The sequence below is a fragment of the Pseudomonas sp. LW8 genome, assembly GCF_041956865.1.
In the GTDB taxonomy this organism is placed as follows: domain Bacteria; phylum Pseudomonadota; class Gammaproteobacteria; order Pseudomonadales; family Pseudomonadaceae; genus Aquipseudomonas; species Aquipseudomonas siliginis.
Genome location: NZ_CP168138.1, coordinates 4704494 through 4727013 on the forward strand (window position 1 = coordinate 4704494; position 22520 = coordinate 4727013).

General features: G+C 59.9%; 22 protein-coding genes and 1 other RNA gene. 7 read left to right on the top strand and 16 right to left on the bottom strand.

Annotated features, from left to right (window positions below; all coding sequences use genetic code 11):
• Positions 1 to 110: 110 nt before the first annotated feature.
• An RNA gene (gene rnpB / locus AB9L16_RS21180) (RNase P RNA component class A) lies at positions 111 to 464 on the bottom strand.
• A gap of 73 nt (positions 465 to 537) precedes the next feature.
• Positions 538 to 1443 (bottom strand): 16S rRNA (cytidine(1402)-2'-O)-methyltransferase, encoded by a 906-nt coding sequence (gene rsmI / locus AB9L16_RS21185; RefSeq protein WP_016773267.1) that lies wholly within the window; start codon positions 1441 to 1443, stop codon positions 538 to 540.
• Positions 1444 to 1620: 177 nt separating this feature from the next.
• On the opposite strand from rsmI, the gene AB9L16_RS21190 reads away from it, so the two are divergent.
• From AB9L16_RS21190 to AB9L16_RS21205, 4 genes are all read left to right on the top strand, one after another.
• Positions 1621 to 3432: a penicillin-binding protein activator gene (locus AB9L16_RS21190; protein WP_375122670.1), complete on the top strand. Its 1812-nt coding sequence runs from the start codon at positions 1621 to 1623 to the stop codon at positions 3430 to 3432.
• Positions 3432 to 3794: a YraN family protein gene (locus AB9L16_RS21195; RefSeq protein WP_016773265.1), complete on the top strand. Its 363-nt coding sequence runs from the start codon at positions 3432 to 3434 to the stop codon at positions 3792 to 3794. The genes AB9L16_RS21190 and AB9L16_RS21195 overlap by 1 nt, the downstream gene beginning before the upstream one ends.
• A gap of 101 nt (positions 3795 to 3895) precedes the next feature.
• Positions 3896 to 4489, top strand: coding sequence for a phosphoheptose isomerase (locus tag AB9L16_RS21200; protein WP_008082788.1), 594 nt, complete (start codon positions 3896 to 3898; stop codon positions 4487 to 4489).
• Positions 4486 to 5064, top strand: coding sequence for a BON domain-containing protein (locus AB9L16_RS21205; protein WP_024014250.1), 579 nt, complete (start codon positions 4486 to 4488; stop codon positions 5062 to 5064). The genes AB9L16_RS21200 and AB9L16_RS21205 overlap by 4 nt, the downstream gene beginning before the upstream one ends.
• A 153-nt stretch (positions 5065 to 5217) precedes the next feature.
• On the opposite strand, the gene AB9L16_RS21210 is transcribed toward AB9L16_RS21205, so the two are convergent.
• The 7 genes from AB9L16_RS21210 to rplM form a co-directional block, all read right to left on the bottom strand.
• A complete protein-coding gene (locus AB9L16_RS21210; RefSeq protein WP_016773263.1) occupies positions 5218 to 5631 on the bottom strand; it encodes a ClpXP protease specificity-enhancing factor in 414 nt (137 codons plus the stop codon).
• A 16-nt stretch (positions 5632 to 5647) separates the two neighbouring features.
• Positions 5648 to 6265: a glutathione S-transferase N-terminal domain-containing protein gene (locus AB9L16_RS21215; protein ID WP_007961620.1), complete on the bottom strand. Its 618-nt coding sequence runs from the start codon at positions 6263 to 6265 to the stop codon at positions 5648 to 5650.
• Between the two features lie 146 nt (positions 6266 to 6411).
• The gene (locus AB9L16_RS21220; RefSeq protein ID WP_016773262.1) at positions 6412 to 7194 is read right to left on the bottom strand and encodes a cytochrome c1; all 783 of its coding nucleotides are present in this window, start codon (positions 7192 to 7194) and stop codon (positions 6412 to 6414) included.
• Complete coding sequence (locus AB9L16_RS21225; protein ID WP_016773261.1) at positions 7194 to 8405, bottom strand: cytochrome bc complex cytochrome b subunit; 1212 nt, start codon at positions 8403 to 8405, stop codon at positions 7194 to 7196. The genes AB9L16_RS21220 and AB9L16_RS21225 overlap by 1 nt, the downstream gene beginning before the upstream one ends.
• On the bottom strand, positions 8405 to 8998 hold the full coding sequence (gene petA / locus AB9L16_RS21230) for a ubiquinol-cytochrome c reductase iron-sulfur subunit (protein WP_041479967.1): 594 nt from the start codon (positions 8996 to 8998) through the stop codon (positions 8405 to 8407). Before petA ends, AB9L16_RS21225 begins: the two co-directional genes overlap by 1 nt.
• A gap of 273 nt (positions 8999 to 9271) precedes the next feature.
• Complete coding sequence (gene rpsI, locus AB9L16_RS21235) at positions 9272 to 9664, bottom strand: 30S ribosomal protein S9 (protein ID WP_003228056.1); 393 nt, start codon at positions 9662 to 9664, stop codon at positions 9272 to 9274.
• 14 nt (positions 9665 to 9678) lie between these two features.
• Complete coding sequence (gene rplM / locus AB9L16_RS21240; protein ID WP_003228062.1) at positions 9679 to 10107, bottom strand: 50S ribosomal protein L13; 429 nt, start codon at positions 10105 to 10107, stop codon at positions 9679 to 9681.
• Between the two features lie 244 nt (positions 10108 to 10351).
• On the opposite strand from rplM, the gene AB9L16_RS21245 reads away from it, so the two are divergent.
• A complete protein-coding gene (locus tag AB9L16_RS21245; protein WP_039761359.1) occupies positions 10352 to 11392 on the top strand; it encodes an NADP(H)-dependent aldo-keto reductase in 1041 nt (346 codons plus the stop codon).
• A 156-nt stretch (positions 11393 to 11548) separates the two neighbouring features.
• On the opposite strand, the gene AB9L16_RS21250 is transcribed toward AB9L16_RS21245, so the two are convergent.
• Positions 11549 to 12685, bottom strand: coding sequence for an acyl-CoA dehydrogenase family protein (locus AB9L16_RS21250; protein WP_056790227.1), 1137 nt, complete (start codon positions 12683 to 12685; stop codon positions 11549 to 11551).
• Positions 12686 to 12935: 250 nt separating this feature from the next.
• On the opposite strand from AB9L16_RS21250, the gene AB9L16_RS21255 reads away from it, so the two are divergent.
• Positions 12936 to 13832 (top strand): GlxA family transcriptional regulator, encoded by an 897-nt coding sequence (locus AB9L16_RS21255; protein ID WP_163012735.1) that lies wholly within the window; start codon positions 12936 to 12938, stop codon positions 13830 to 13832.
• A gap of 173 nt (positions 13833 to 14005) precedes the next feature.
• Here the strand turns inward: AB9L16_RS21255 and zapE are convergent, their stop codons facing one another.
• The 3 genes from zapE to AB9L16_RS21270 all read right to left on the bottom strand — a co-directional run bounded on the left by zapE (position 14006) and on the right by AB9L16_RS21270 (position 17200).
• The gene (zapE, locus tag AB9L16_RS21260) at positions 14006 to 15100 is read right to left on the bottom strand and encodes a cell division protein ZapE (RefSeq protein ID WP_016773254.1); all 1095 of its coding nucleotides are present in this window, start codon (positions 15098 to 15100) and stop codon (positions 14006 to 14008) included.
• 90 nt (positions 15101 to 15190) lie between these two features.
• Positions 15191 to 16546, bottom strand: coding sequence for a tryptophan--tRNA ligase (locus AB9L16_RS21265; protein ID WP_252882668.1), 1356 nt, complete (start codon positions 16544 to 16546; stop codon positions 15191 to 15193).
• A 24-nt stretch (positions 16547 to 16570) separates the two neighbouring features.
• Positions 16571 to 17200, bottom strand: coding sequence for an alpha/beta hydrolase (locus AB9L16_RS21270; protein WP_375122672.1), 630 nt, complete (start codon positions 17198 to 17200; stop codon positions 16571 to 16573).
• 144 nt (positions 17201 to 17344) lie between these two features.
• Between AB9L16_RS21270 and AB9L16_RS21275 the strand changes: the two genes are divergently transcribed.
• Positions 17345 to 17779: a YhcB family protein gene (locus AB9L16_RS21275; protein ID WP_042609742.1), complete on the top strand. Its 435-nt coding sequence runs from the start codon at positions 17345 to 17347 to the stop codon at positions 17777 to 17779.
• A 254-nt stretch (positions 17780 to 18033) separates the two neighbouring features.
• Here AB9L16_RS21275 and AB9L16_RS21280 read toward each other — a convergent pair whose 3' ends face one another.
• The 3 genes from AB9L16_RS21280 to AB9L16_RS21290 form a co-directional block, all read right to left on the bottom strand.
• On the bottom strand, positions 18034 to 18768 hold the full coding sequence (locus AB9L16_RS21280) for an OmpA family protein (protein ID WP_041479972.1): 735 nt from the start codon (positions 18766 to 18768) through the stop codon (positions 18034 to 18036).
• Between the two features lie 120 nt (positions 18769 to 18888).
• Complete coding sequence (locus AB9L16_RS21285) at positions 18889 to 19533, bottom strand: MBL fold metallo-hydrolase (protein ID WP_041479973.1); 645 nt, start codon at positions 19531 to 19533, stop codon at positions 18889 to 18891.
• Between the two features lie 60 nt (positions 19534 to 19593).
• Positions 19594 to 22329, bottom strand: coding sequence for a LuxR C-terminal-related transcriptional regulator (locus AB9L16_RS21290; protein ID WP_375122673.1), 2736 nt, complete (start codon positions 22327 to 22329; stop codon positions 19594 to 19596).
• Positions 22330 to 22520 lie beyond the last annotated feature (191 nt).

Sequence of the window (22520 nt, forward strand, 5' to 3'; positions counted from 1 at the left end):
AGCAGGGTGGGAAAAGGCTATTACCGCGTTTGCCGCTGCCGAAGTTTCAGACCAGGCCGGCTGATATTACACAGCCACGTCTTCTTTGTTTCAAGCAGGGAAAGAAAAAGGTGGAGAGTCGATCTGTAAGCCGGGTTCTGTCTTGAACAGTCATTCGTCTACGATGGCCATCACTGGACATCTTTAGCAACCTACCCGGTCCCAGCGCGGGCCACGCCTTGGGACCCTATTTGGTCTTGCTCCAAGTGGGGTTTACCTAGCCACGAACTGTTGCCAGACGTGCGGTGCGCTCTTACCGCACCTTTTCACCCTTACCGGCGCTTGCGCGCTTAGGCGGTTATTTTCTGTGGCACTTTCCGTAGGCTCACGCCTCCCAGGCATTACCTGGCACTTCGCCCTATGGAGCCCGGACTTTCCTCCCCCCCCTAATTTTCATAGAGGGCAGCGACTGTCCGATCGACTCTCCGCCGCGAAGGTTAACGGCAGAGCGCCGGAAGAACAAGCGCTAAAACCCTCCAGACCGCCATGGGCGACGGCTTACACGCCTTTCTGTTTATCCAGCGCGACCTGATACAGCACGTTTTTGCGCTCGCCGGTGATTTGCGCTGCCAGTGCGGCGGCGCGCTTGAGCGGCATTTCCTCCAATAGCAGATCGAGGATGCGCATGGCTTCGCTGCTGACCGCGTCCTCCGACTCCGGCGCGGTCCAGCCGGCCACCAGCACTACGCACTCACCGCGCTGCTGATTGCTGTCGGACTCGACGAACGCACGCAGCTCGCTGAGCGGCAGGCCTTTAAGGGTTTCGAAGGTTTTGGTGATTTCCCGCGCCAGCAGAGCCTGACGCTCGCCGCCAAACACTGCTTCCATATCCTGCAGGCATTCGAGAATGCGATGCGGCGCTTCATAGAAAATCAATGTGCGCGGCTCTTCTTTAACCGCTTCCAGACGCGCTTTGCGTCCGACCGACTTGGCCGGCAGGAAACCTTCGAAGATAAAACGGTCGGACGGCAATCCCGCCGCCGACAGCGCCGCGATCAAAGCGCAGGCACCCGGCACCGGCACCACGTTGATGCCGGCGGCACGGGCCTGACGCACCAGGTGATAACCCGGATCGGAGATAAGCGGCGTGCCGGCATCGGAGATCAGCGCGACGTTGTCGCCCGCCAGCAATCGGGTAATAAAGCGGCTACCCTCATCCCGTTCGTTGTGTTCGTGACATGCGGCCAGCGGCGTACCGATGCCGAAGTGCTGCATCAGGCGCGCCGAATGCCGGGTGTCTTCCGCTGCAATCAGCGCCACTTCACGCAGGATTTTCAAGGCCCGGGCGCTGATGTCGTCCAGGTTGCCGATGGGCGTCGCCACCACATAAAGCGAGCCAGCAGCGGAATTCAAAGGACCTGGAGCAGTCAAAGCGCACACCTCGTGATCGGTAAAAGCGGCCATTGTAGCGCGTCATGAGGCTTGCGATGCGCTCCCGCCGAGTGCGGTTTTTCGCCCGGTTGTGCGCTGCCGCAACATTTACTCCAGCTAAATTGACCGATTCACGCCAGTAACATCGCGCCCCGGCCAGTGCTTGGGTACAATTCCACGCTAATTTGATCGAGTATCAGGAACACTTACATGATCGCTTGCCTGCGGCTGTTCACTGCCCTCTGCCTCGCTGCCTTGTTGGCCGCGTGTGCCAGCTCCCCTTCCTCCAGCCTTGGCGAACTTCCACGGACTCCGGACGCCAGCATCGAGCAACTGCTCGAACAGGCTGCCCAGGCTAAAACCCCGGAACAAGCCGCCCTGCTGCGCCTGAGCGCAGCAGACCAGGCTTATCGCCAAGGCAATGCCGGCCAGTCCGCGCAAATCCTGCAACAAGTGCCGGTGGAGCAACTCAAGCCAGGCCAGCAGATTTTCGCCAATACGCTTTCCGCCGAACTGGCCATGACGCGCAATCAGCCGAAAGCTGCGCTGACCGCCCTGAGCCATCCTAGCTTCCAGAAGCTCGGGGAAATGCCGGAAGAGCAGCAAGTGCGCACTGGCACCGTTCACGCCCGCGCCCTTGAAGCCGATGGCCAGACGCTGGCCGCTGCCCGTGAGCGTGTGTTCATTGCACCGATGCTGGAAGGCGAAGCGGCGAGCAAGAACCACGAAGCGATCTGGACCCTGATCGCTTCGCTGCCAACCGATCAATTGCAACCGAACAACACCGACGATCTCGGCGGCTGGATGGCACTGGCGCAAGCGGTGAAAACCGCAGGCACGCTGGAACAGCAACAAGCCGCGATCGACAACTGGCGTGCGCAGAATCCAAAGCACCCGGCGGCGATCAACCTGCCGCTGCCGCTGACCAAGCTCAAGGAACTGGCCAGCCAGCCACTGAGCAAAATCGCCCTGCTGCTGCCACAGGACGGCCAGTTGGCGTCGGTCGGCAAAGCGCTGCGTGAAGGCTTCATGGCCGCGCATTATCAGGCGCAACAGGCCGGCCAGAACCCACCTGCCATCGAGTTCTACGACAGCTCGAAGCTGACCTCGATGGACGAGTTCTATCGCAAGGCTCAGGCTGACGGCGTGCAACTGGTAGTCGGCCCGCTGGAAAAACCACTGGTCAAGCAACTGAGCACTCGCCCGCAACTGCCGATCACCACCCTGGCGCTGAACTACAGCGAAGGCGAACAAGGTCCGGCGCAGTTGTTCCAGTTCGGTCTCGCTGCTGAAGACGAAGCTCGCGAAGTTTCCCGTCGCGCTCATGCCGACGGCCTGCATCGCGCCGCGATCATGGTGCCGAAGGGCGAATGGGGCGATCGCGTCCTGCGTGCCTTCAGCCAGGACTGGCAAGCCAATGGCGGCAGCATCGTTGCCACCGAGCGTGTCGATCAGCCGGTGCAACTGGCCCAGCAGATCGCCGACATGTTCCAGCTGCGTCAGAGCGAAGCTCGCGCCAAGAGCCTGCAGAATGTTGCCGGCACCAATGTCGCCGCGCAGCCTTCGCGTCGTCAGGACATCGAATTCATCTTCTTGGCCGCCACGCCGCAACAGGCCCAGCAGATCAAGCCGACCCTGAATTTCCAGTACGCCGGTGACGTGCCGGTCTACGCGACCTCCCACGTCTACAGCGCCAGCGGCGACGTCAATCAGTACAACGACATGAACGGCATTCGCTTCTGCGAAACCCCATGGCTGCTGGAAACCAGCGATCCGCTGCGCCAGCAAGTAGCTGCGCAATGGCCGCAAGCCAATGGCAGCCTCGGTCGCCTGTACGCCATGGGCGCCGATGCCTATCGCCTGGCACCGCGCCTGGGTCAACTCAAGGCCCTGCCGGACAGCCGCATCGAAGGTCAGTCGGGCAGCCTCGGCATGACCCAGACCCAGCGCGTTGTGCGCCAGTTGCCGTGGGCACAGTTCGTCAGCGGTCAGGTGCAGCGTCTGCCGGACACCCCGCGCTGATGCCCGACAGGTCACGCTCGCAAAGCGGCAAGGATGCCGAGCGCCAGGCGCTCGAACATCTGCAACAACAAGGGCTGCGCCTGCTGGCGCAGAACTGGTTATGCAAACGCGGCGAGCTTGATCTGGTCATGCTTGATGGCGATACAGTAGTATTCGTTGAAGTTCGCTACAGAAAAAACACTCAATGGGGTGGCGCGCTCGCCAGTATCGACGAGCGCAAGCAGCAGAAACTGATCTTTGCAGCACAGTATTTTCTTCAGCGCGAGTCGCGTTGGGCCAATTCCCCCTGCCGCTTCGATGTGGTGGCAATCGACAGCCACCCGAATCAGCTGAACTGGTTGCAGAATGCTTTCGACAGTTGATTGCCTGCACCCAGCCCCGTTTTCGTCCGACACATTTTGCTCTTTGCTTTGCCGGCTGCACATTCACGTGCCGAACAGCCGCGCCACTTAAGGTCACACAGATGGACATGCAATCCCGAATTCGCCAGCTATTTCAGGCCAGTATCGACACCAAGCAACAGGCGATGGACGTACTTGCACCGCACATCGAGCAAGCCAGCCAGATCATGGTCAACGCCCTGCTCAACGAAGGCAAAATGCTCTCGTGCGGCAACGGTGGTTCGGCCGGCGATGCCCAGCATTTTTCTTCGGAGCTGCTCAACCGCTTCGAGCGCGAGCGTCCGAGTCTGCCGGCAATAGCACTGACCACCGACACTTCGACGATCACTTCGATCGCCAACGATTACAGCTACAACGAAGTGTTCTCCAAGCAGATCCGCGCCCTCGGCCAGCCGGGCGATGTATTGCTGGCGATTTCGACCAGCGGCAACTCGGCGAACATTATTCAAGCGATCCAGGCCGCACATGATCGCGAAATGATTGTCGTAGCTTTGACCGGACGCGATGGCGGCGGCATGGCGTCGCTGCTGTTGCCCGAGGACGTCGAGATTCGCGTACCGGCCAACGTCACTGCACGTATTCAGGAAGTCCACTTGCTGGCGATCCATTGCCTTTGCGATCTGATCGACAGCCAACTGTTCGGGAGTGAAGAATGACCCCTAATCGCCTTGGCCTTCTGGCCTTGACCCTGTGCCTCGGCATCAGCGGCTGCACCTCGGTGGTGAATGCCAGCCGTGAAGCGCCGATCGAAGACGACCGTGGCACGCGCACCTTCGGCAGCAAGATCGACGACTCGCTGATCGAAACCAAAGCGGGCGTGAACATCGCCAAGGCCGATCCGGCACTGGACAACGACTCGCACATTGTCATCACCAGCTTCAACGGCGTGGTCCTGCTCGCCGGCCAGACTCCGCGCGAAGACCTCAAGGCCAAAGCCGAACAGGCCGCCGCCAACGTCCAGCGCGTGAAGAAGGTGCACAACGAACTGCAAGTGCTGCAACCGTCCTCCCTGCTCGCGCGCCAGAACGACGCGTGGCTGACCACCAAGATCAAGACCCAGATGCTCACCGACGCCAGCATTCCTGGCTCGCGCATCAAAGTCGTGACCGAGAACGGCATCGTCTATCTGCTGGGCCTGCTGACCAAACAGGAAGCCACTCAGGCAACCAATCTGGTTCAGGGTGTGTCCGGTGTGCAGAAGATCGTGAAGCTGTTCGAATACATCGACTGACCTGATTACGCAGGAGTTGTGCAGGAGCTGACGAGTGCATCGAGGCTGCGATCTTTTGATCTTGCTTTTAAAAATCAAAAGATCGCAGCCTCCGGCAGCTCCTACACGACCAATGCAGGCACAAAAAAGGCGATCCATCCGGATCGCCTTTTTTTATTTCACAACCTTCAAGCTTGGCCGGCCACTCGGACGTGGCGGCTCGCTGCCCGGTGGCGGCGAGTCGTCATCCGGATCAATGTCTTCCTCGTCGTCCATCGGCAACTCGAGGTCAAACACCATGCCCTGGCCGTTCTCCCGGGCGTAGATGCCCAGGATCGCGCTGATCGGCACGTAGAGACTGTGCGGAACACCGCCGAAGCGGCCTTCGAACGTCACCACGTCGTTGTCCATGTGCAGATGACGCACGGCACTCGGCGAGATGTTCAGGACGATCTGGCCGTCACTGGCAAAACCCTGTGGCACCTGCACCGCCGGGTACTCGGAGTTGACCAGCATGTGCGGGGTGCAATCGTTATCCACAATCCACTCGTAGAGCGCGCGGACCAGATAAGGTCGACTGGAGTTCATAGCGGCTCCTTAAGCCTTAGCGCATATCGCGTTCGACACCAGACAGACTCGCCTGGAAAGCCTCACGCGCAAACTGACGCTCCATATAATCAAGCAGCGGCTTGGCCGGCCGCGGCAGTTCAATACCCAGAATCGGCAAACGCCAGAGTATGGGTAATAGGCAGCAATCCACCAGACTTTGTTCCTCACTGAGGAAGAACGGTTTGTCGGCAAACAGCGGCGAAACGCCGGTCAGGCTTTCGCGCAGTTCCTTGCGCGCCACGACCCGTGCAGCCTCTTTGCTCTTGGGATCCAGAATCAGATCCACCAGCCCGCACCAGTCACGCTGGATCCTGTGGATCAGCAGACGACTGTTGGCCCGCGCCACCGGATAAACCGGCATCAGCGGCGGGTGCGGGTAACGCTCATCCAGATACTCCATCACCACGGTCGACTCCCACAACGCCAGGTCACGATCGACCAGCGTCGGCAGACTGCCGTAAGGGTTCACCTCAATCAGTTTAGGCGGCTGGCGGCCCGCTTCCACGTAGATGATTTCGGCGCTGACACCCTTCTCTGCAAGCACGATGCGCACTCGGTGGGAATAGTGGTCGGCGGGGTCGGAGTAACAGGCCAACCGATTGGTCACGCCCATGGCGATCCTCCTCGCTTGTTGAATTTGTCGGAACCGGAAAAACGCGCGCGCCCAGAGAGCACCTCCCGCAGGGTCTGACTGAGCAGACCCTGCTTTAGCGGAGGCGCCCTTGGGCGCGCGCGATTAACAGCAATGCTTGAAGCGTATCAGTGCACGTCTTTCCAGTATTCACGCTTGAGCAGGTAGGCGAACACAAAGAAGAACGCCAGGTACAGCAAGACATAAGTACCGATGCGCTGATGTTGCAGCTTAACCGGGTTAGCCGAGTAAGCCAGGAAGGTTACCAGATTCTTGACCTTCTCATCGAACTGCTCTTCGTTCAGAGCACCGGACTTCGGCACGATGGTCAACTGATCACACGCTTCATGAGTCAGCGGCGTGCCGGTCAGCGGATCGTATTGCTTCTTGCCGTCCTCGACGATCTGCACCTGCTTGCAGCCGACGACCTGCCGACCTTGCAGGCCGACCAGCACGTTAGGCATGCCGACGTTCGGGAAGACCTTGTTGTTCACGCCCCATGGACGCGCCGGGTCTTCGTAGAACGACTTCAGGTAACCGTACAGCCAGTCGGTGCCGCGTACCCGCGCTACCAGAGTCAGGTCCGGCGGCGCCGCGCCGAACCAGGTCTTGGCGTCGGCCGGCTGCATGCCGATGTTCATGTGGTCGCCAATCTTGGCACCGGTGAATACCAGCTTCTCCAGCATCAACTCGTGCGGAATGCCGAGGTCATCGGCAACGCGCTCGTAACGCTGGAACTTGGCGCTGTGGCACCCCATGCAATAGTTGGCAAAGGTCCGCGCACCATCCTGCAGGGCGGCTTTGTCGGAGACGTCGATATCGACACTTTCCAGTTCCGGACCATGGCCCCCGGCAGCAAAAGCCAGGGAAGGCAGCGCAGTAAAAATCAGAGCAAGAAATAACTTTTTCATCAGCCAGTCACCCTTTCCGGAACCGGTTTGGTCTTCTCGAGCCGGGTGTAGAACGGCATCAGAATGAAGTAGGCGAAATACAGGAAGGTGCAGACCTGCGACAGCAACGTGCGCCCCGGCGTCGGCGCAAGAACGCCGAGGATGCCGAGAATCACGAAAGAAATGCAGAACACCACCAGCCAGATTTTGCTCATCCAGCCCTTGTAGCGCATCGATCTCACCGGGCTGCGATCCAGCCATGGCAGCACGAACAGCACCGCAATCGCCGCACCCATGGCGATAACGCCCATTAGCTTGTCCGGCACCGCACGCAGGATTGCGTAGAACGGTGTGAAGTACCAGACCGGAGCAATATGTTCAGGCGTCTTGAACGGGTTAGCCGGCTCGAAGTTTGGTTTTTCGAGGAAGTAGCCGCCCATTTCCGGGAAGAAGAACACAATGAAGCAGAAGATGAACAGGAACACCACGACGCCGACAATGTCCTTCACCGTGTAGTACGGGTGGAACGCGATGCCGTCCAGCGGGATGCCGTTTTCGTCTTTGTGCTTCTTGATATCGACGCCGTCAGGGTTGTTCGAGCCCACTTCGTGCAGCGCCAGAATGTGCAACACCACCAGACCGAGAATCACGATCGGCAGCGCAACAACGTGCAAGGCGAAGAAGCGGTTCAGGGTGATTCCTGAGATCAGATAGTCACCACGAATCCACTGGGTCAGGTCATCGCCGATCAGCGGAATCGCACCGAACAGCGAGATGATCACCTGGGCGCCCCAGTACGACATCTGGCCCCACGGCAGCAGGTAACCCATGAACGCTTCGGCCATCAGCGCCAGGTAGATCAGCATGCCGAACACCCAGACCAGCTCGCGCGGCTTCTGGTACGAGCCGTAGAGCAGGCCGCGGAACATGTGCAGATAGACGACGATGAAAAACGCCGAAGCGCCGGTCGAGTGCAGCAGACGCAGGATCGAACCGTACTCGACGTCGCGCATGATGTATTCGACGGAAGCAAATGCCTCTTCTGCCGACGGCGTATAGCTCATCGTCAGCCAGACGCCGGTAACGATCTGGTTGACCAGCACCAGCAGCGCCAGCGAGCCGAAGAAATAGAAGAAGTTGAAGTTTTTTGGTGCGTAATATTTGCTGAGATGGTCTTCCCACATTTTGGTCGCGGGAAAGCGCGCATCAACCCAATCCATGAACTTGCTCATCACGCTTTCTCCGTATCGACGCCAATGACAATCAGCTCATCGGTCTCATAGGAATGCGGGGGAACTGGCAGGTTCAAAGGCGCAGGTTGCGACTTGTAGACGCGGCCAGCCAGATCGTAGTGGGAACCGTGGCACGGGCAGAAATAGCCGCCTACCCAGTCCTTGCCCAGATCCGCAGGTGCCACTTCGGGACGGAAGGTCGGTGAGCAACCCAGGTGCGTACAGATCCCGATCAGCAGGAGAATCTCCGGCTTGATCGAGCGTACTTCCGGGTCGACATAAGTGGGTTGCGTGGAGTTTTTGGAGGTCGGATCGGAGAGCTGACCCTCGATCTTCTTGAGATTCCCCAGGATTTCCTCGGTACGGCGGACAATGAACACCGGCTGGCCGCGCCATTCAGCAATCATCTGCTGGCCTGGCTCGATTTTGCTGACATTCACTTTCACCGGTGCACCGGCAGCTTTCGCCTTGGCACTGGGAAACCATGACCCCACGAACGGGACCGCAGCCCCCACCGCTCCTGCAGCACCCACCACGGATGTGGCTGCCACCAGGAAGCGACGCCGGCCTGCATTCACGCCGTCATTGCTCATTCAGTCCTCTCCCATCAGCTTTTTTGGCCTGTTAAATCAGGCGTCTACTAAATAAATCAAATGTTACTTATAAAAATTTTGCCCGAATGGTAATGAAAACCCCCAATTCTGACAAGGTTAATTCCCCGGGGATCAACCCCTCAAGCCTTGGAGTATAGGGGGTCTACGGCTGTGGCAAGTTGTCACAACGCAATTCTTTGATAAATCGCACGCATAAAAAAACGCCCGCTTCCGTGAGGAGGCGGGCGTTCTTTTTTGAACGTGGAAGCGGAATTAACGCTTCGAGTACTGCGGACGCTTACGCGCTTTACGCAGACCAACTTTCTTACGTTCAACTTCACGGGCGTCGCGGGTAACGAAGCCAGCTTTGCGCAGAGCGCTACGCAGGGTTTCGTCGTAGTCCATCAGAGCGCGGGTGATGCCGTGGCGGATTGCGCCAGCCTGACCACTTACACCACCGCCGATCACGGTGACGTAGATGTCGAACTTCTCGACAGTCTCGGTCAGCTCCAGCGGCTGACGAACTACCATGCGGGCAGTTTCGCGGCCGAAGAAGTTATCCAGCGAACGGTTGTTGATGGAGATGTTACCAGTACCCGGACGCAGGAAAACGCGTGCGGTTGCGGTCTTGCGACGGCCAGTGCCGTAATTTTGAGTCGCCGACATAATGAACTATTCCGTTAAATCTTCAGTTCTTGGGGCTGCTGAGCAGTATGAGGGTGTGCAGCGCCCGCATAGACTTTCAGCTTACGGTACATGTCGCGACCCAGTGGGTTTTTAGGCAGCATGCCTTTAACCGCGGTCTCGATCACGCGCTCAGGGGCTTTGGCGATCAGCTTTTCAAAGTTGATCGACTTGATGCCGCCCGGGAAACCGGAGTGGGAGTAGTACATTTTGTCAGTGGTTTTAGCGCCGGTAACACGGATCTGCTCGGCGTTGATGACGACGATGTAGTCGCCGGTGTCAACGTGAGGAGTGTACTCAGGCTTGTGCTTGCCACGCAGACGGCTCGCGATTTCGGTGGCCAGACGACCCAGGGTCTGACCAGCAGCGTCGACGACAAACCAGTCGCGCTTTACTGTTTCCGGTTTAGCAGTAAAAGTTTTCATTCTTTATAGCCTCAGGGGCCGCCTGTAAATAAGACGGCGGATCTTACTGAATAGTGCGTACTTTGACAAGTCAAAGGCAGCCGGATACAGACGCTTTCGGGGGCTCGGGTCGGCGCGTCCGTTCAACGGCAAGATTCTTCGGCGGCGGCGCATCACTTCCACTGCAGAAAGAGGTCGGCAATTATGCAGATTGCGAAAAATTTTTCAACCTGCTTTTATGATTGTTTTGCCCAAGGAGCACCCGATGGACTATCGCCAGCTAGGCCGTACCGATCTGAACGTGAGTGCAATCTGCCTCGGCACCATGACCTGGGGCGAGCAAAACACTGAAGCTGAAGCCTTCGCCCAGATCGAAAGGGCCAAGGAAGCCGGGATCAATTTCCTCGACACTGCCGAAATGTATCCGGTGCCGCCCAAAGCCGAAACCTACGCCACCACCGAGCGCTACATCGGCAATTACTTCAAGAGTCGCGGTGACCGTGCCGACTGGATCCTCGCCAGCAAGATCGCCGGCCCCGGCAACACCATCGACTACATCCGCGACAAGAACCTGCGCCACAACCGCCAGCACATCACCGAGGCGCTGGACGGCAGTCTCAAGCGCCTGCAGACCGATTACATCGATCTGTATCAACTGCACTGGCCGGAACGCAGCACCAACTTTTTCGGACAGCTGGGCTACAAGCACAAGATCGAAGCCAACCTGACGCCGCTGGAAGACACCCTCGAAGCCCTCGACGAACAGGTGAAGGCCGGCAAGATTCGCCACATCGGTCTGTCCAACGAGACGCCGTGGGGCACCATGCGCTTTCTGGCTTTGGCCGAAGCCCGTGGCTGGCCGCGTGCAGTGTCGATCCAGAACCCGTACAACCTGCTCAACCGCAGCTTCGAAGTCGGCTTGGCCGAGATCGCCATCCGCGAACAGTGCGGCCTGCTCGCCTATTCGCCACTGGCGTTCGGCTTCCTCTCCGGCAAGTACGAAGGCGGCGCCCGACCACCGAAAGGACGCCTGAGCCTCTACAGCCGCTTCAGCCGCTATTTCAACCCGCAATCCGAAGCGGCGTGCAGCCGTTACGTTGCATTGGCCCGTGAACACGGTCTGGACCCGGCGCAAATGGCACTGGCCTTCGTGACCCAGCAACCCTTCGTCACCAGCAACATCATTGGCGCAACGACGCTTGAGCAACTGGACAGCAACATTGCCAGTTTTGATCTGAAACTGTCCGATGAAGTGCTGGCCGGGATCGAGGCGATTCACAAGGATCATCCGAATCCCGCGCCGTAACTGACCGCCAAAGGCTTCGCGAGCAGGCTCGCTCCCACAGGTACGGTGATCCCCTGTGGGAGCGAGCCTGCTCGCGAAGAGGCCAGTCGGATTACCTCAACAGCGGAACGCGGAGCGTCCCCGGCGGCATTCCCACGCAGAGCGTAGGAACGATCATCAAAGCGACCGCGCAATAATCTCTTTCATGATTTCATTGGTGCCGGCATAAATCCGCTGCACCCGCGCATCCGCCCACGCCCGGGCCACCGGGTATTCCCACATGAAGCCGTAGCCGCCATGCAGTTGCACGCATTCGTCGAGCACTTTGCATTGCAGGTCGGTGCCCCAATATTTGGCCATCGCCGCCGTCGGCACATCGAGTTTGCCTTGCAGATGCAGCTCCAGGCAGCGGTCGACAAAAACCCGACCGATCTGGATCTCTGTAGCCATTTCGGCCAGTTTGAAGCGGGTGTTCTGGAAATCGGCAATCGCCTTGCCGAACGCCTTGCGATCGCGGGTGTAATCCAGCGTCCATTGCAACGCCGCCTCAGCCGAGGCCAGGCCGCCAATCGCCACGGTCAGGCGCTCTTGCGGTAACTCCTGCATCAGATAGGCAAATCCGGCCCCCGCCTGGCCGAGAAGGTTCTCCTTCGGCACGCGCACGTCCTGGAAGAACAATTCGGAGGTGTCCTGCGCTTTCATGCCGACCTTCTCCAGGCGCTTGCCTTTCTCGAAGCCCGGCGTATTCGCCTCCACCAGGAACAGGCTGGTGCCCTTGGCCCCGGCCTTCGGGTCGGTCTTGGCCACCACGATGACCAGATCAGCCAGAAAGCCGTTGGTGATAAAGGTTTTCGAGCCGTTGATCACATATTCGTCACCGTCGAGCACCGCCGTGGTTTTCACCCCTTGCAGGTCGGAACCGGCGCCAGGCTCGGTCATGGCGATCGCCGTGACCATTTCCCCTGAGACCAGTTTCGGCAGGTACTTGTGCTTCAGCGCTTCGCTGCCGTAATGCAGGATGTACGGCGCGACGATATCCGAGTGCAGGGAAAAGCCGATGCCGGTCAGTCCCAGGCGCCCGACTTCTTCAATCACCACGGTGCTGTAGAGGAAATCCGCGCCCAGCCCGCCGTACTCTTCCGGCAGATGCGAACAGAGCATCCCCGCCTCCCCCGCCTTGTTCCACAGTGCGCGATCGATGTGCCCCTGCTTCTCCCACTGCGCGTGATACGGCACGGCCTCTTTTTCGAGGAAAGTTCGCACGCTGTCGCGGAACAATTCGTGTTCGGGGCTGAACAGGGTTCTAGGGATCATGCGGCACCTTTCTTTGTTGTTGGAGGGATTCGGCTCTCAGAGACTAAGCCCCGCTTCCGCTACGGGACACTGGACACATCCGACAAAAAATAAGACGATCCAGCCGTCTGGTGACCACTTTCCCTTATAAAAACAAAACAAAAGTTGAATTATGTCTAAGCACGTCTCCCCGCCCTTGCGGCGCGTCAGCATCCTGGCCATCGACCGGGTCTTCGCTTACACCCTCATGCAAGCCAAGGATTTTTTCCATGTGGCCAGCCTGCGTTACGGCAAACAACTGGGCCACGGCCTGACACCGGCGTTTGAAACGCGCCTGGTCAGCCCGGATGGCAAACCGGTAAAAAGCTTCAGCGACGTGGTCATGCCGGTCGACGGTGGCCTGGAAAACGCCGATGTGATCATCCTCCCGGCGTTCTGGGACGACTTCGATACCCTGTGCGGCCGTTACCCGCAAATCCTGCCGTGGCTGCGCGAACAGCATGCGCGCGGCGCGGTGTTGTGTGGCGAAGCCACCGGGGTGTTCTGGCTCGCCGAAGCCGGGCTGCTCAACGGCAAGGAAGCGACCACCTACTGGCGCTTCTTCAATGCCTTCGCCGAGCGCTTCCCCAAGGTCTATCTGAATCAGGACAAGCACCTGACCGACGCCGACAATCTCTACTGCGCCGGCGGTACTACCTCGGCATGCGATCTCTATATCTATCTGATCGAACGCTTCTGCGGCGCGAACGTGGCGCAAGCCGTGGCCCGCGACATTCTCTACGAAGTGCAGCGCAGCTATTCGCCGGGACGTATCGGTTTTGGTGGGCAGAAGCTGCATCAGGACGTGATCATCCTGCAGATCCAGCAATGGCTCGAAGAACATTTCGCCGACAAATTCCGCTTCGAAGACGTCGCCCGCGAGCACGGCATGAGCATCCGCAACTTCATGCGCCGCTTCCAGACCGCCACCGGCGACAAACCGCTGCACTACTTGCAGCGCCTGCGCATCGAGACGGCCAAGGGCTTGCTTTCGGGCACGCGCAAGAGCATCAAGACCATCAGTTATGAGGTCGGTTACGACGATGCGAGCTTCTTCGCGCGACTGTTCCGCCAGCACACCGAACTGTCGCCTAACCAGTATCGGCAACAGTTTCAGCAGGCTGCGTAACTCAACTGCGCGATCCAATGTGGGAGCGAGCCTGCTCGCGAATACGTACTTACCTGCAACATTGACGTTGCTGACACTGCGCTTTCGCGAGCAGGCTCGCTCCCACAGGGAAAAACTTCAGCGCATAAAAAAGGCCTGCAATCGCAGGCCCTTTTTTGTCGCCGAGACTCCGCTTAAGGCTTGTGCGCCCGCGACAGAAACTCGTGGGATTGCATCTCCAGCAGTCGGCTCAGCGTGCGCTGAAACTCGAAGGTCAGGCGTCCGCCGGTGTACAGATCCTTCAACTCGACTTCAGCAGAAATGATCAGCTTGACGTTGCGATCGTAGAACTCGTCGACCATGTTGATGAAGCGCCGGGCGATGTCGTCGGTGGTGACGCTCATCTGCTCGACGCCGCTAAGCAGCACGGCGTGGAAGATCTTGCCCAGTTCGATGTAGTCGTTCTGGCTGCGCGGGCCGTCGCACAGTTCGCGGAAGTCGAACCAGGCCACGTCGTCGCAGGTGCGCAGAGCGCGGATTTCGCGGTTCTCGATGATCAGCACATCGTTTTCCACCGCTGCCGTGCACTCCGGCGTCAGTGCCTTGAAGCTCTTGCGCAGGCTTTCGTGGGCGGCTTCGTCGAGCGGATAGTGGAACAGCTCGGCTTGCTCGAGGTGACGCAGACGATAGTCAACACCGCTGTCGACGTTGACGATCTCGGTGTTCTGCTTGATCAACGCGATGGCTGGCAGGAAGCGCGCGCGTTGCAGGCCATCCTTGTACAGGCCGTCCGGCACGATGTTCGACGTCGCGACCAGGGTCACGCCGTTCTTGAACAGCTCTTCCATCAGCGTGCCGAGGATCATCGCGTCGGTGATGTCGGAGACGAAGAATTCATCGAAGCAGATCACCCGCGACTCGGCCGCGAAGCGCTTGGCGATGATGGTCAGCGGGTTTTTCTCGCCGCCCAGGGTCTTCATTTCTTCGTGCACACGCTTCATGAAGCGGTGGAAGTGCGTGCGGGTCTTTTCCTTGAACGGCAGCGCTTCGAAGAAGGTGTCGACCAAGTATGTCTTGCCGCGACCGACGCCGCCCCAGAAATACAGGCCCTTGACCGGTGCCTGATCCTTTTTGCCAAACAGCTTGCCGAGCAAACCCGGCTTGTTCTGGTCAGCGGCGATCAAGTCGTCGTACAGACGCTGCAAGTGACGCACAGCAGTTTCCTGCGCGGCGTCATGGAAGAAGTCCGGGCGTTTCAGATCAGCTTGATATCGTTCTAGGGGCGTCATAATTCGTTAGCAAGGCAACAAAAACGGGCCGTCACTGTAGCGACGGCCTGTGGGAATGGCAATCGGCCCTTGGTCGGGTCGTGCCGCCGATCAGTCTTGAGCTGGAGTCAGTGCGACGCGCAACGCCTCGATGGCGGCGTCTCGCGCGGCAGCATCGGCGAAGGCCGGGCTGTCGCCCACGCACTCACCGGCCAGCCAGACGCTGAAGCTCAGGTCATCAGTACGCACATCCAGCGACTCGCCGGACTGCAACTGTTTGGTCACCTGGCCGGCAGTCTTGCCGTCGGCGAAGTTGCGCGACAGCAGCAATTGCTCGCCATCGGCCGCCAGCAGACGGAAACGGAAGCTGCCGTCGTCCTCGCGGAAGCTGACGAAACGTGCGGCTTTCGCGGCTTTCTTCTTGGTGGTCGCGGCGACCTGAACCTGATTGACGAAAGAACGCAGGCCAACGGCTTCACGCAATTCATTGAGGAACGGCGTGGCCACGGCGCGGGCCTTCTTCGCACCAATCTGCAGAATGTCTTCCAGATCCGCAGGACGCTCGATCAACTGGTGATACTTCTCGCGCGCCTCGCCCAGCTCATTGTCGAGCAACTGGAACAGGCGATTCTTCGCCTCACCCCAGCCCAAACCACCGAGCAGTTCGCTGCGGAACTCGTCAGCCTGCGCCGGAGTGGCGAAGGCCTGGAACAGAGTGAACAGGTGCGAGTTGTCCGGATCTTTCGCTTCGCCCGGGGCCTTGGAGTCGGTGACGATCCGCGAGATCGCGTCCTTCATTTCTTTCGCGCTGCTGAACAACGGAATGGTGTTGTCGTAGCTCTTCGACATCTTGCGACCGTCGAGGCCCGGCAACGTCGCCACGCTTTCTTCGATCAGCGCTTCGGGCATGGTGAAGAACTCTTTGCCCTGGCCGAACAGATGGTTGAAACGCTGACCGATATCGCGGGCCATTTCCACGTGCTGAATCTGATCGCGACCGACCGGCACCTTGTGCGCGTTGAACATCAGGATGTCCGCCGCCATCAGCACCGGATAGCTGTAGAGGCCCATGGTGATGCCGGCATCCGGGTCTTCACCCGTCTCAACGTTTTTGTCCACCGACGCCTTGTAAGCGTGCGCACGGTTGAGCAGGCCCTTGGCGGCGACGCAAGTCAGCAGCCAGGTCAGCTCGGGGATTTCCGGGATGTCGGACTGGCGGTAGAACGTCACGCGGTCGACATCGAGGCCACCGGCCAGCCAGGTCGCGGCGATTTCCAGACGCGAGCGCTGGATGCGCAGCGGGTCATCGCATTTGATCAGGGCGTGGTAGTCGGCCAGGAAATAGAACGAATCGGCCTGGCTGTCGCGGCTGGCGAGGATTGCCGGGCGAATGGCCCCAGCGTAGTTGCCCAAGTGCGGCGTGCCAGTGGTGGTGATGCCGGTGAGAATGCGGGTACGGTTGGTCATGGGTAATCGCTTGTCAGACTGCAATCAATTCGAGAGACGCGGCAGCAGCAGATCCTTGAGATCGGTCAGCTTGCCGTGAAAAAAGTGTCCGCATTCTGCCACTTTCAGCAGCTCATGGGGGCGCTGGAGTTGTTCCGACCACTGGTAGACCAGTTGCGGATCGATGACTTCATCGGTTTCCGGCTGGATCACGGTCAACCCGCCGTGCTGCGGCAGTTGATCCTGTTCACCCAGACGCATCACCGCCGGGGCAACCATGAACAGGTGCTCAAGCTGCACGCTCTGGGCTTCGAGACGGCCGCCGAGACTTGCTGCAACAAATCCGCCGAAGGAGAAACCGAACAGGGTCAGCGGCAGATCCGGGTGTTTTTCCCGCAGCCATGTGGCGGCGGCCTGGGCGTCGTCGACTTCACCGGTGCCCATGTCGTGCGTGCCCTGGCTGGCGCCGACGCCGCGATAGTTGAAACGCAAGGTGATCAGGCCTGCATCGCGCGCGGTGCGCTGCAGGGTCGAGACAACCTTGTTGAGCATGGTGCCGCCCTGCACCGGGTTCGGATGGCAGATCAGCGCGATGCCGCGCGGCTGCTCGTTATCCAGGTAAAGGCTTTCCAATTGACCCACCGGGCCGTCAATCAATACAGGGGTTTCACGCATCAGCAAGGGAGGAACTCCGTGACCTCGAATCGGGTCGACTCGTCTAGCAAATTGTCTGTGCCAATCTATTGCGAGTGAATCGCGGTATACAGCGCAGGTTCGAGCCGTTAACGTAAAGCAAAGCCGTTTATAGAGGAAGGACTCGTGGAACACTCGCTCTTAGTTTGGTTGTTACCGACTCTTGCCCTGGTTGTGGGTGTCGCCATTGGATTCCTGATCGCGCGCGTTGCGCCGAACGCCGCACCGAGCCGCACGCAGCGTCAACTGGATGATATCCAGGAGCGTTTCGACAGTTATCAGAACGAAGTGGTCACCCACTTCAACAGCACCGCGATGCTGGTCAAGAAACTGACCCAGAGCTATCAGGAAGTGCAGGACCACCTCGCCGAGGGCGCCAATCGTCTGGCCCTGGACGAGCAGACCCGCCAGCGCCTGATCGCCGCCCTGCACGCCGACGCAGCGCAAGCACCTCGCGAACGCCTGACGCCACCGCGCGATCAGGAGCCACCGCGTGACTATGCACCGAAGAATCCAAACTCGCCGGGCATGCTCGATGAGCATTATGGTCTGAAGAAGTAATCGGGTTTCGCGCCCAACAAAAAGCCTCCGGACAATGCTGTTGTCCGGGGGCTTTTTGTATCGGCTGATTTTGCGGTGACAACACTGGCCTTTTCGCGGGCAAGCCCGCTCCCACAGGGGTCAGGTGTGGAACACAGATTTTGTGGCCACCGCCAATACCTGTGGGAGCGGGCTTGCCCGCGAAGAGGCCGGCACTGCCCAGACAAAAAAATACCCGATCACAGGATCGGGCATTTCTTCATTCAGGCAATCGCTTATGGATACTGCTGCACCGTACCCGGCTGTTGCTGCTGACCACCATACTGCTGGCCCGGAATCGCCTTCAGGTTGACTTCAACGCGGCGGTTCTGCGCGCGGCCGTTGACGTCGCCGTTGCTGGCAATCGGGTTATCCGGGCCGGCGCCACGGGCCGACAGGTTGGCACCGCTGACACCTTGCGAGGTCAGGTAGGTCGCCACGCTCTGCGCACGACGCTGTGACAGGTCCATGTTGTGCTGGCGGCTGCCGGTGCTGTCGGTGTAACCGACGATTTCGATCTGGTTCTGGTTGAACTCCTTCAGCGAGTTGGCCAGGTTGTTCAACGGCTGGTAGAAACTCGGGGCAATGTTCGCCGAATCGGTGGCGAAGGTGATGTTGCCCGGCATGATCAGCTTGATCTGATCGCCCTGCCGCTGCACTTCAACGCCAGTGTTGGCCATGCTCGCGCGCAGTTTCTTTTCCTGCTGGTCGGCGTAGTAGCCGTAGCCTGCTGCGGAGGCACCGACGACAGCAGCGCCGATCAAGGCGCCCTTGCCACGGTTGTCGTGACCGATGGCGGCACCGGCGAGTGCGCCGGCCAGTGCACCAAGGCCACCGTATTTGGCGGTTTTGCTCATGCCTTGCGAGCCACCGTCGGCCTGACCCTGATTGTCATACGGATTAGGCGAGGCGCAGCCGGACAGCACGGCCACGGCAGTAGCGACAATAATCAAACGACGCGTGGTGAACATGGAGAGCTCCTGGTTTTCTGCATTCTGTGGTGCAGCGGCCACTGATCAATCAATGGACCTGCGCGGGCGTTGGATCATGACAATGCCTAAAAATTCCGCCCGCTGCCCGTGACAAAAAATTCAGGCACGCACAAACGGGTTCTCGCGCATCTCATCACCCAGACGCGTGTCCGGGCCGTGCCCGGTGACAACCGTTGCGTCCTCGTCCAGCGTATACAGCCGCTGCTTGATTGAACGCACGATGGTCGCCTGATCGCCACCCCACAAATCCGTGCGCCCTACCCCGCGACGAAACAGCGTGTCGCCGGCTATCAACAGCTTAGCCTCGGAAAACCAGAAGCTCATGGAACCGGGTGTATGTCCCGGCGTGTGCAGGGCCACGCCGCAACCGCAGGCGAGTTCTTCGTCATCGCTCAGCCAACGATCCGGCGATGGAACCGGGGTGTAAGGCACGCCGAACATCTGGCATTGCATCTCCAGATTGTCCCAAAGGAACTGGTCTTCCTTGTGCAGATGCAGGGTCGCACCGGTTTTCTCCTTCATCTGCCCTGAAGCGAGAAAGTGGTCGAGATGCGCGTGAGTGTGGATGATGCTGACGACTTTCAGGCCATGGGCATCGAGACGCGCCATGATCAGGTCGGGGTTGCCACCCGGGTCGACGACGATGGCTTTTTTTGTGAGTGGGTCGCCGATGATCGTGCAGTTGCACTGGAGCGGGCCGACGGGGAAGGTTTCGCGGATAAGCGCAGGGCTGGGCGTGGTCATGGAAAAATCCTGGACAGGGTCAACGCCGTTGGCAACGGCCGATGGCGAATTTTACCGTCGCTAGAGCAATAACCCCAACGCCTTCGCCCGCGCCACTGCCTGCGTACGCCGCTCGACCCCCAGCTTGCTGTTGATATGGCTGGCGTGGGTTTTCACCGTGTGCAGGGAAATGAACAACTGCTCGCTGATTTCCTGATTGGAACAGCCTTGGGCGATCAGGCGCAGCACCGCCAGTTCGCGGCTGCTGAGTTGTTCGGTAGCGGAGCTTTCCACAGCCGGGCGTGGCGCGGCTGTTGGAAAATGCGTGAGCAATTGCTGGCCGACCGCGTTGCAAGTGAGCGCCTGCAATTGCCCGCGCAACCAGTCGGAATGGTTTTTCAGCAGCGCATCAAAGGGTTGGTAGACGCCGCCGGCCGCTGCTTCCAGTGCCTGACTCAACACCTTGCGCGCCTCGGGCTCGCGTCCACTCGACAGCAACAGCGCCACCTTCTGCGTCAACGCCATCACACTGAGCAACTGCCGCCCGGTCCGCTGGCCGTTTTCATGCAACACGTTCAACCGCCCTTCGGCGAGCATCGGTTGCCCCTGAATCACATCGAGCAGCGCCTGTTGCAGCTCCACATGCAGTGGCAGTTGCGGATGGAATTCAGGTGGTGCCGCAGCGTGTTCGCCGGTGTAGGTCTGGCCCAATCGTGCAAGCCACGCCTCGGCAAGATCAATGCGGCCCTGGGCCAGCCACAGCTCGCATTTGACCAGGGTGATCATCGCCAGGTAGTAGATCGGCGGCACGTCCCAGATGTGCATCAGGCGTTCGGCCTCGGCGAGTTCGGCGAAGGCCTTGGCGAACTCGCCGCTGGCGCCGTCGAGGCGGGCAATCACGCAGTGGCCGATCAGCACGCTGATGTCGCGACAGGCCCGCGCTTCGCCGATGCCGGCGAGTAGGCGTACGCGTGCAGCCTGCGGCTGCAAACGCATCGCCAGCAGGAAACCTTCATACAACGTCAGCCGCGCGCGCACGGCGTACAGGCGTTGCGGCGACAGACCGCGCAGCCGCTCCAGGCCCTGATGCACTTCATCCAGCGCACGCAGAATCTCGCCCCGCGATTGCAGAACCCGCGCCCTGTCGTAATGCGCCAGTGCTTCGAATAATGGATTGCCGACCCGTTGCGCCAGCTCGAGGGATTCACGGTTCAGCCCACGGGCGCGCCACAGATCGCCGTCGGCGATCGCCAGATTGGACAAGGTCGACAGGCACATCAGCCGCTGGCCATAACGCTTGGCCGGCAGGCTCTCCAGCGCTTCACTGCAATAGCGCAGAGTCAGTTCGCGATGGCCGCGTCCGCGAGCGATGATCCCGCTCAGCGCCAGCCATTGCGCCAGCATGGATTTCTGCGCAGTGGCCGAAGGCGCCGGCAGGAAACGGCTCAAATGGCTGGCCAGCTCTTCAGCGGCGTCGAGCTGACAGGCCAGCCCCAGCGCCCAGCTGTAGAGCACGATCAGCCGTGGCGTGCTGATCAGCAGGCTGTCGGGCAAGTCCATTTTCCAGCGCAGCAGCATGCCGACGTTCTGCTCGGCGAGCAGCTGTTCTTCGGACAGGTTCTGTACCAGATTCGCCGCGACGTCGAGATGCCCGGCACGCAACGCCTGCTCCACCGCTTCGTCGAGCAGGCCTTGCGCATTGAACCAGCGGCAGGCGCGCAAATGCAGGGTAGCGTTGGGCACCATCGCCTGGGCGATCGGCCGGCTGCGCAACAAGTCAGAAAACAAATGGTGATAGCGGTACCAGTGACCGTGCTCGTCCAGCGGCACCAGAAACACCTGATGGGCGAGCAGAAAGCGCAGGATTTCCGCGCTGTCATGGGCTTCGCGGACCGCGTCGCACAGCTCGCTGCAAAAGCGTTCCTGCGGTGCGGTTTCGTAGAGAAACGATTGCACTTCGGCCGGCAAGCAATCGATGACTTCTTCGAGCAGATAGTCGCGTATCAACCCCTCGCCGCCGTTCAGTGCTTGCGGCAGCGCGGCATCGTTGCCCGCCTCGGCCACCGCCAGCAGCCAGAAGCGCAGGCCGGCGACCCAGCCTTCGCTGCGCTGGATCAGGCTTTCCAGTGCTTCGCCGCGCAGTGAGCTGCTGTGGCGATCGAGCAAGGTCAGGGCCTCGTCGTGGGTCAGGCGCAAATCCTGTTCGTGCAGCTCGAGCAACTGCCGCGACAGGCGCAGACGCGCCAGATGCCAGTCCGGGCGCTGACGGCTGGTGACCATCACCAGCAAGCCATCGGGCAGATGATTGAGGAAGAATTGCAGGCAACGATCCAGCACCGGCCCTTGGGCGAGGTGGTAGTCGTCGAGCACCAGCAGCAGCGGTGCAGCAGGATCGAGATGCAGCGCCAGCTCATCAAGCAGACCGTCGAGCCATTCTTCAAAAGCGAATGGCTGATGACGCTGACGCATTTTCAGCAGACCAAGAGCGCCAGCGCCCAACGCAGGGAAGTAGTCCTGCAGACCTTCGAGCAAGCGCTCAAGAAAACGTCCGGGATCGCTGTCACGTGGACTCAAGCCCAGCCAGAGACTTTGCCAATGCGCCGGCAGGCTCTGACAGAACTCCACCGCCAGCGAGCTTTTGCCGAACCCGGCCGGGGCGCTGACCAGCAGCAAGCGACCTCCGAGCCCGGCCTGCAGACGCTGGCAAAGGCGCGGCCGCAAGACATAGCCATCAGGCAGCGGCGGGCGGAAAAAACGCCCGTCCAGTGCTGCGACGGTGATGCTTGCGGGACCCGGAAGTGGGGACAGATCAGTCATGGCCGGCTCTTGTTCGAAGGCGATTGGCGGCGTTGCAGATGTCCGCAGCCTAGCCTTAAACGAAGAGGTAATGAAGGTCACTGCTACAAATGGCTACAAAAAGCCTACACAGCGCCGCCAAAATCCGGCATCACCGACCAATCGCGACCACGATGAATCCGTGTAGGAGCTGCGGCGTGAAACCGCACGCA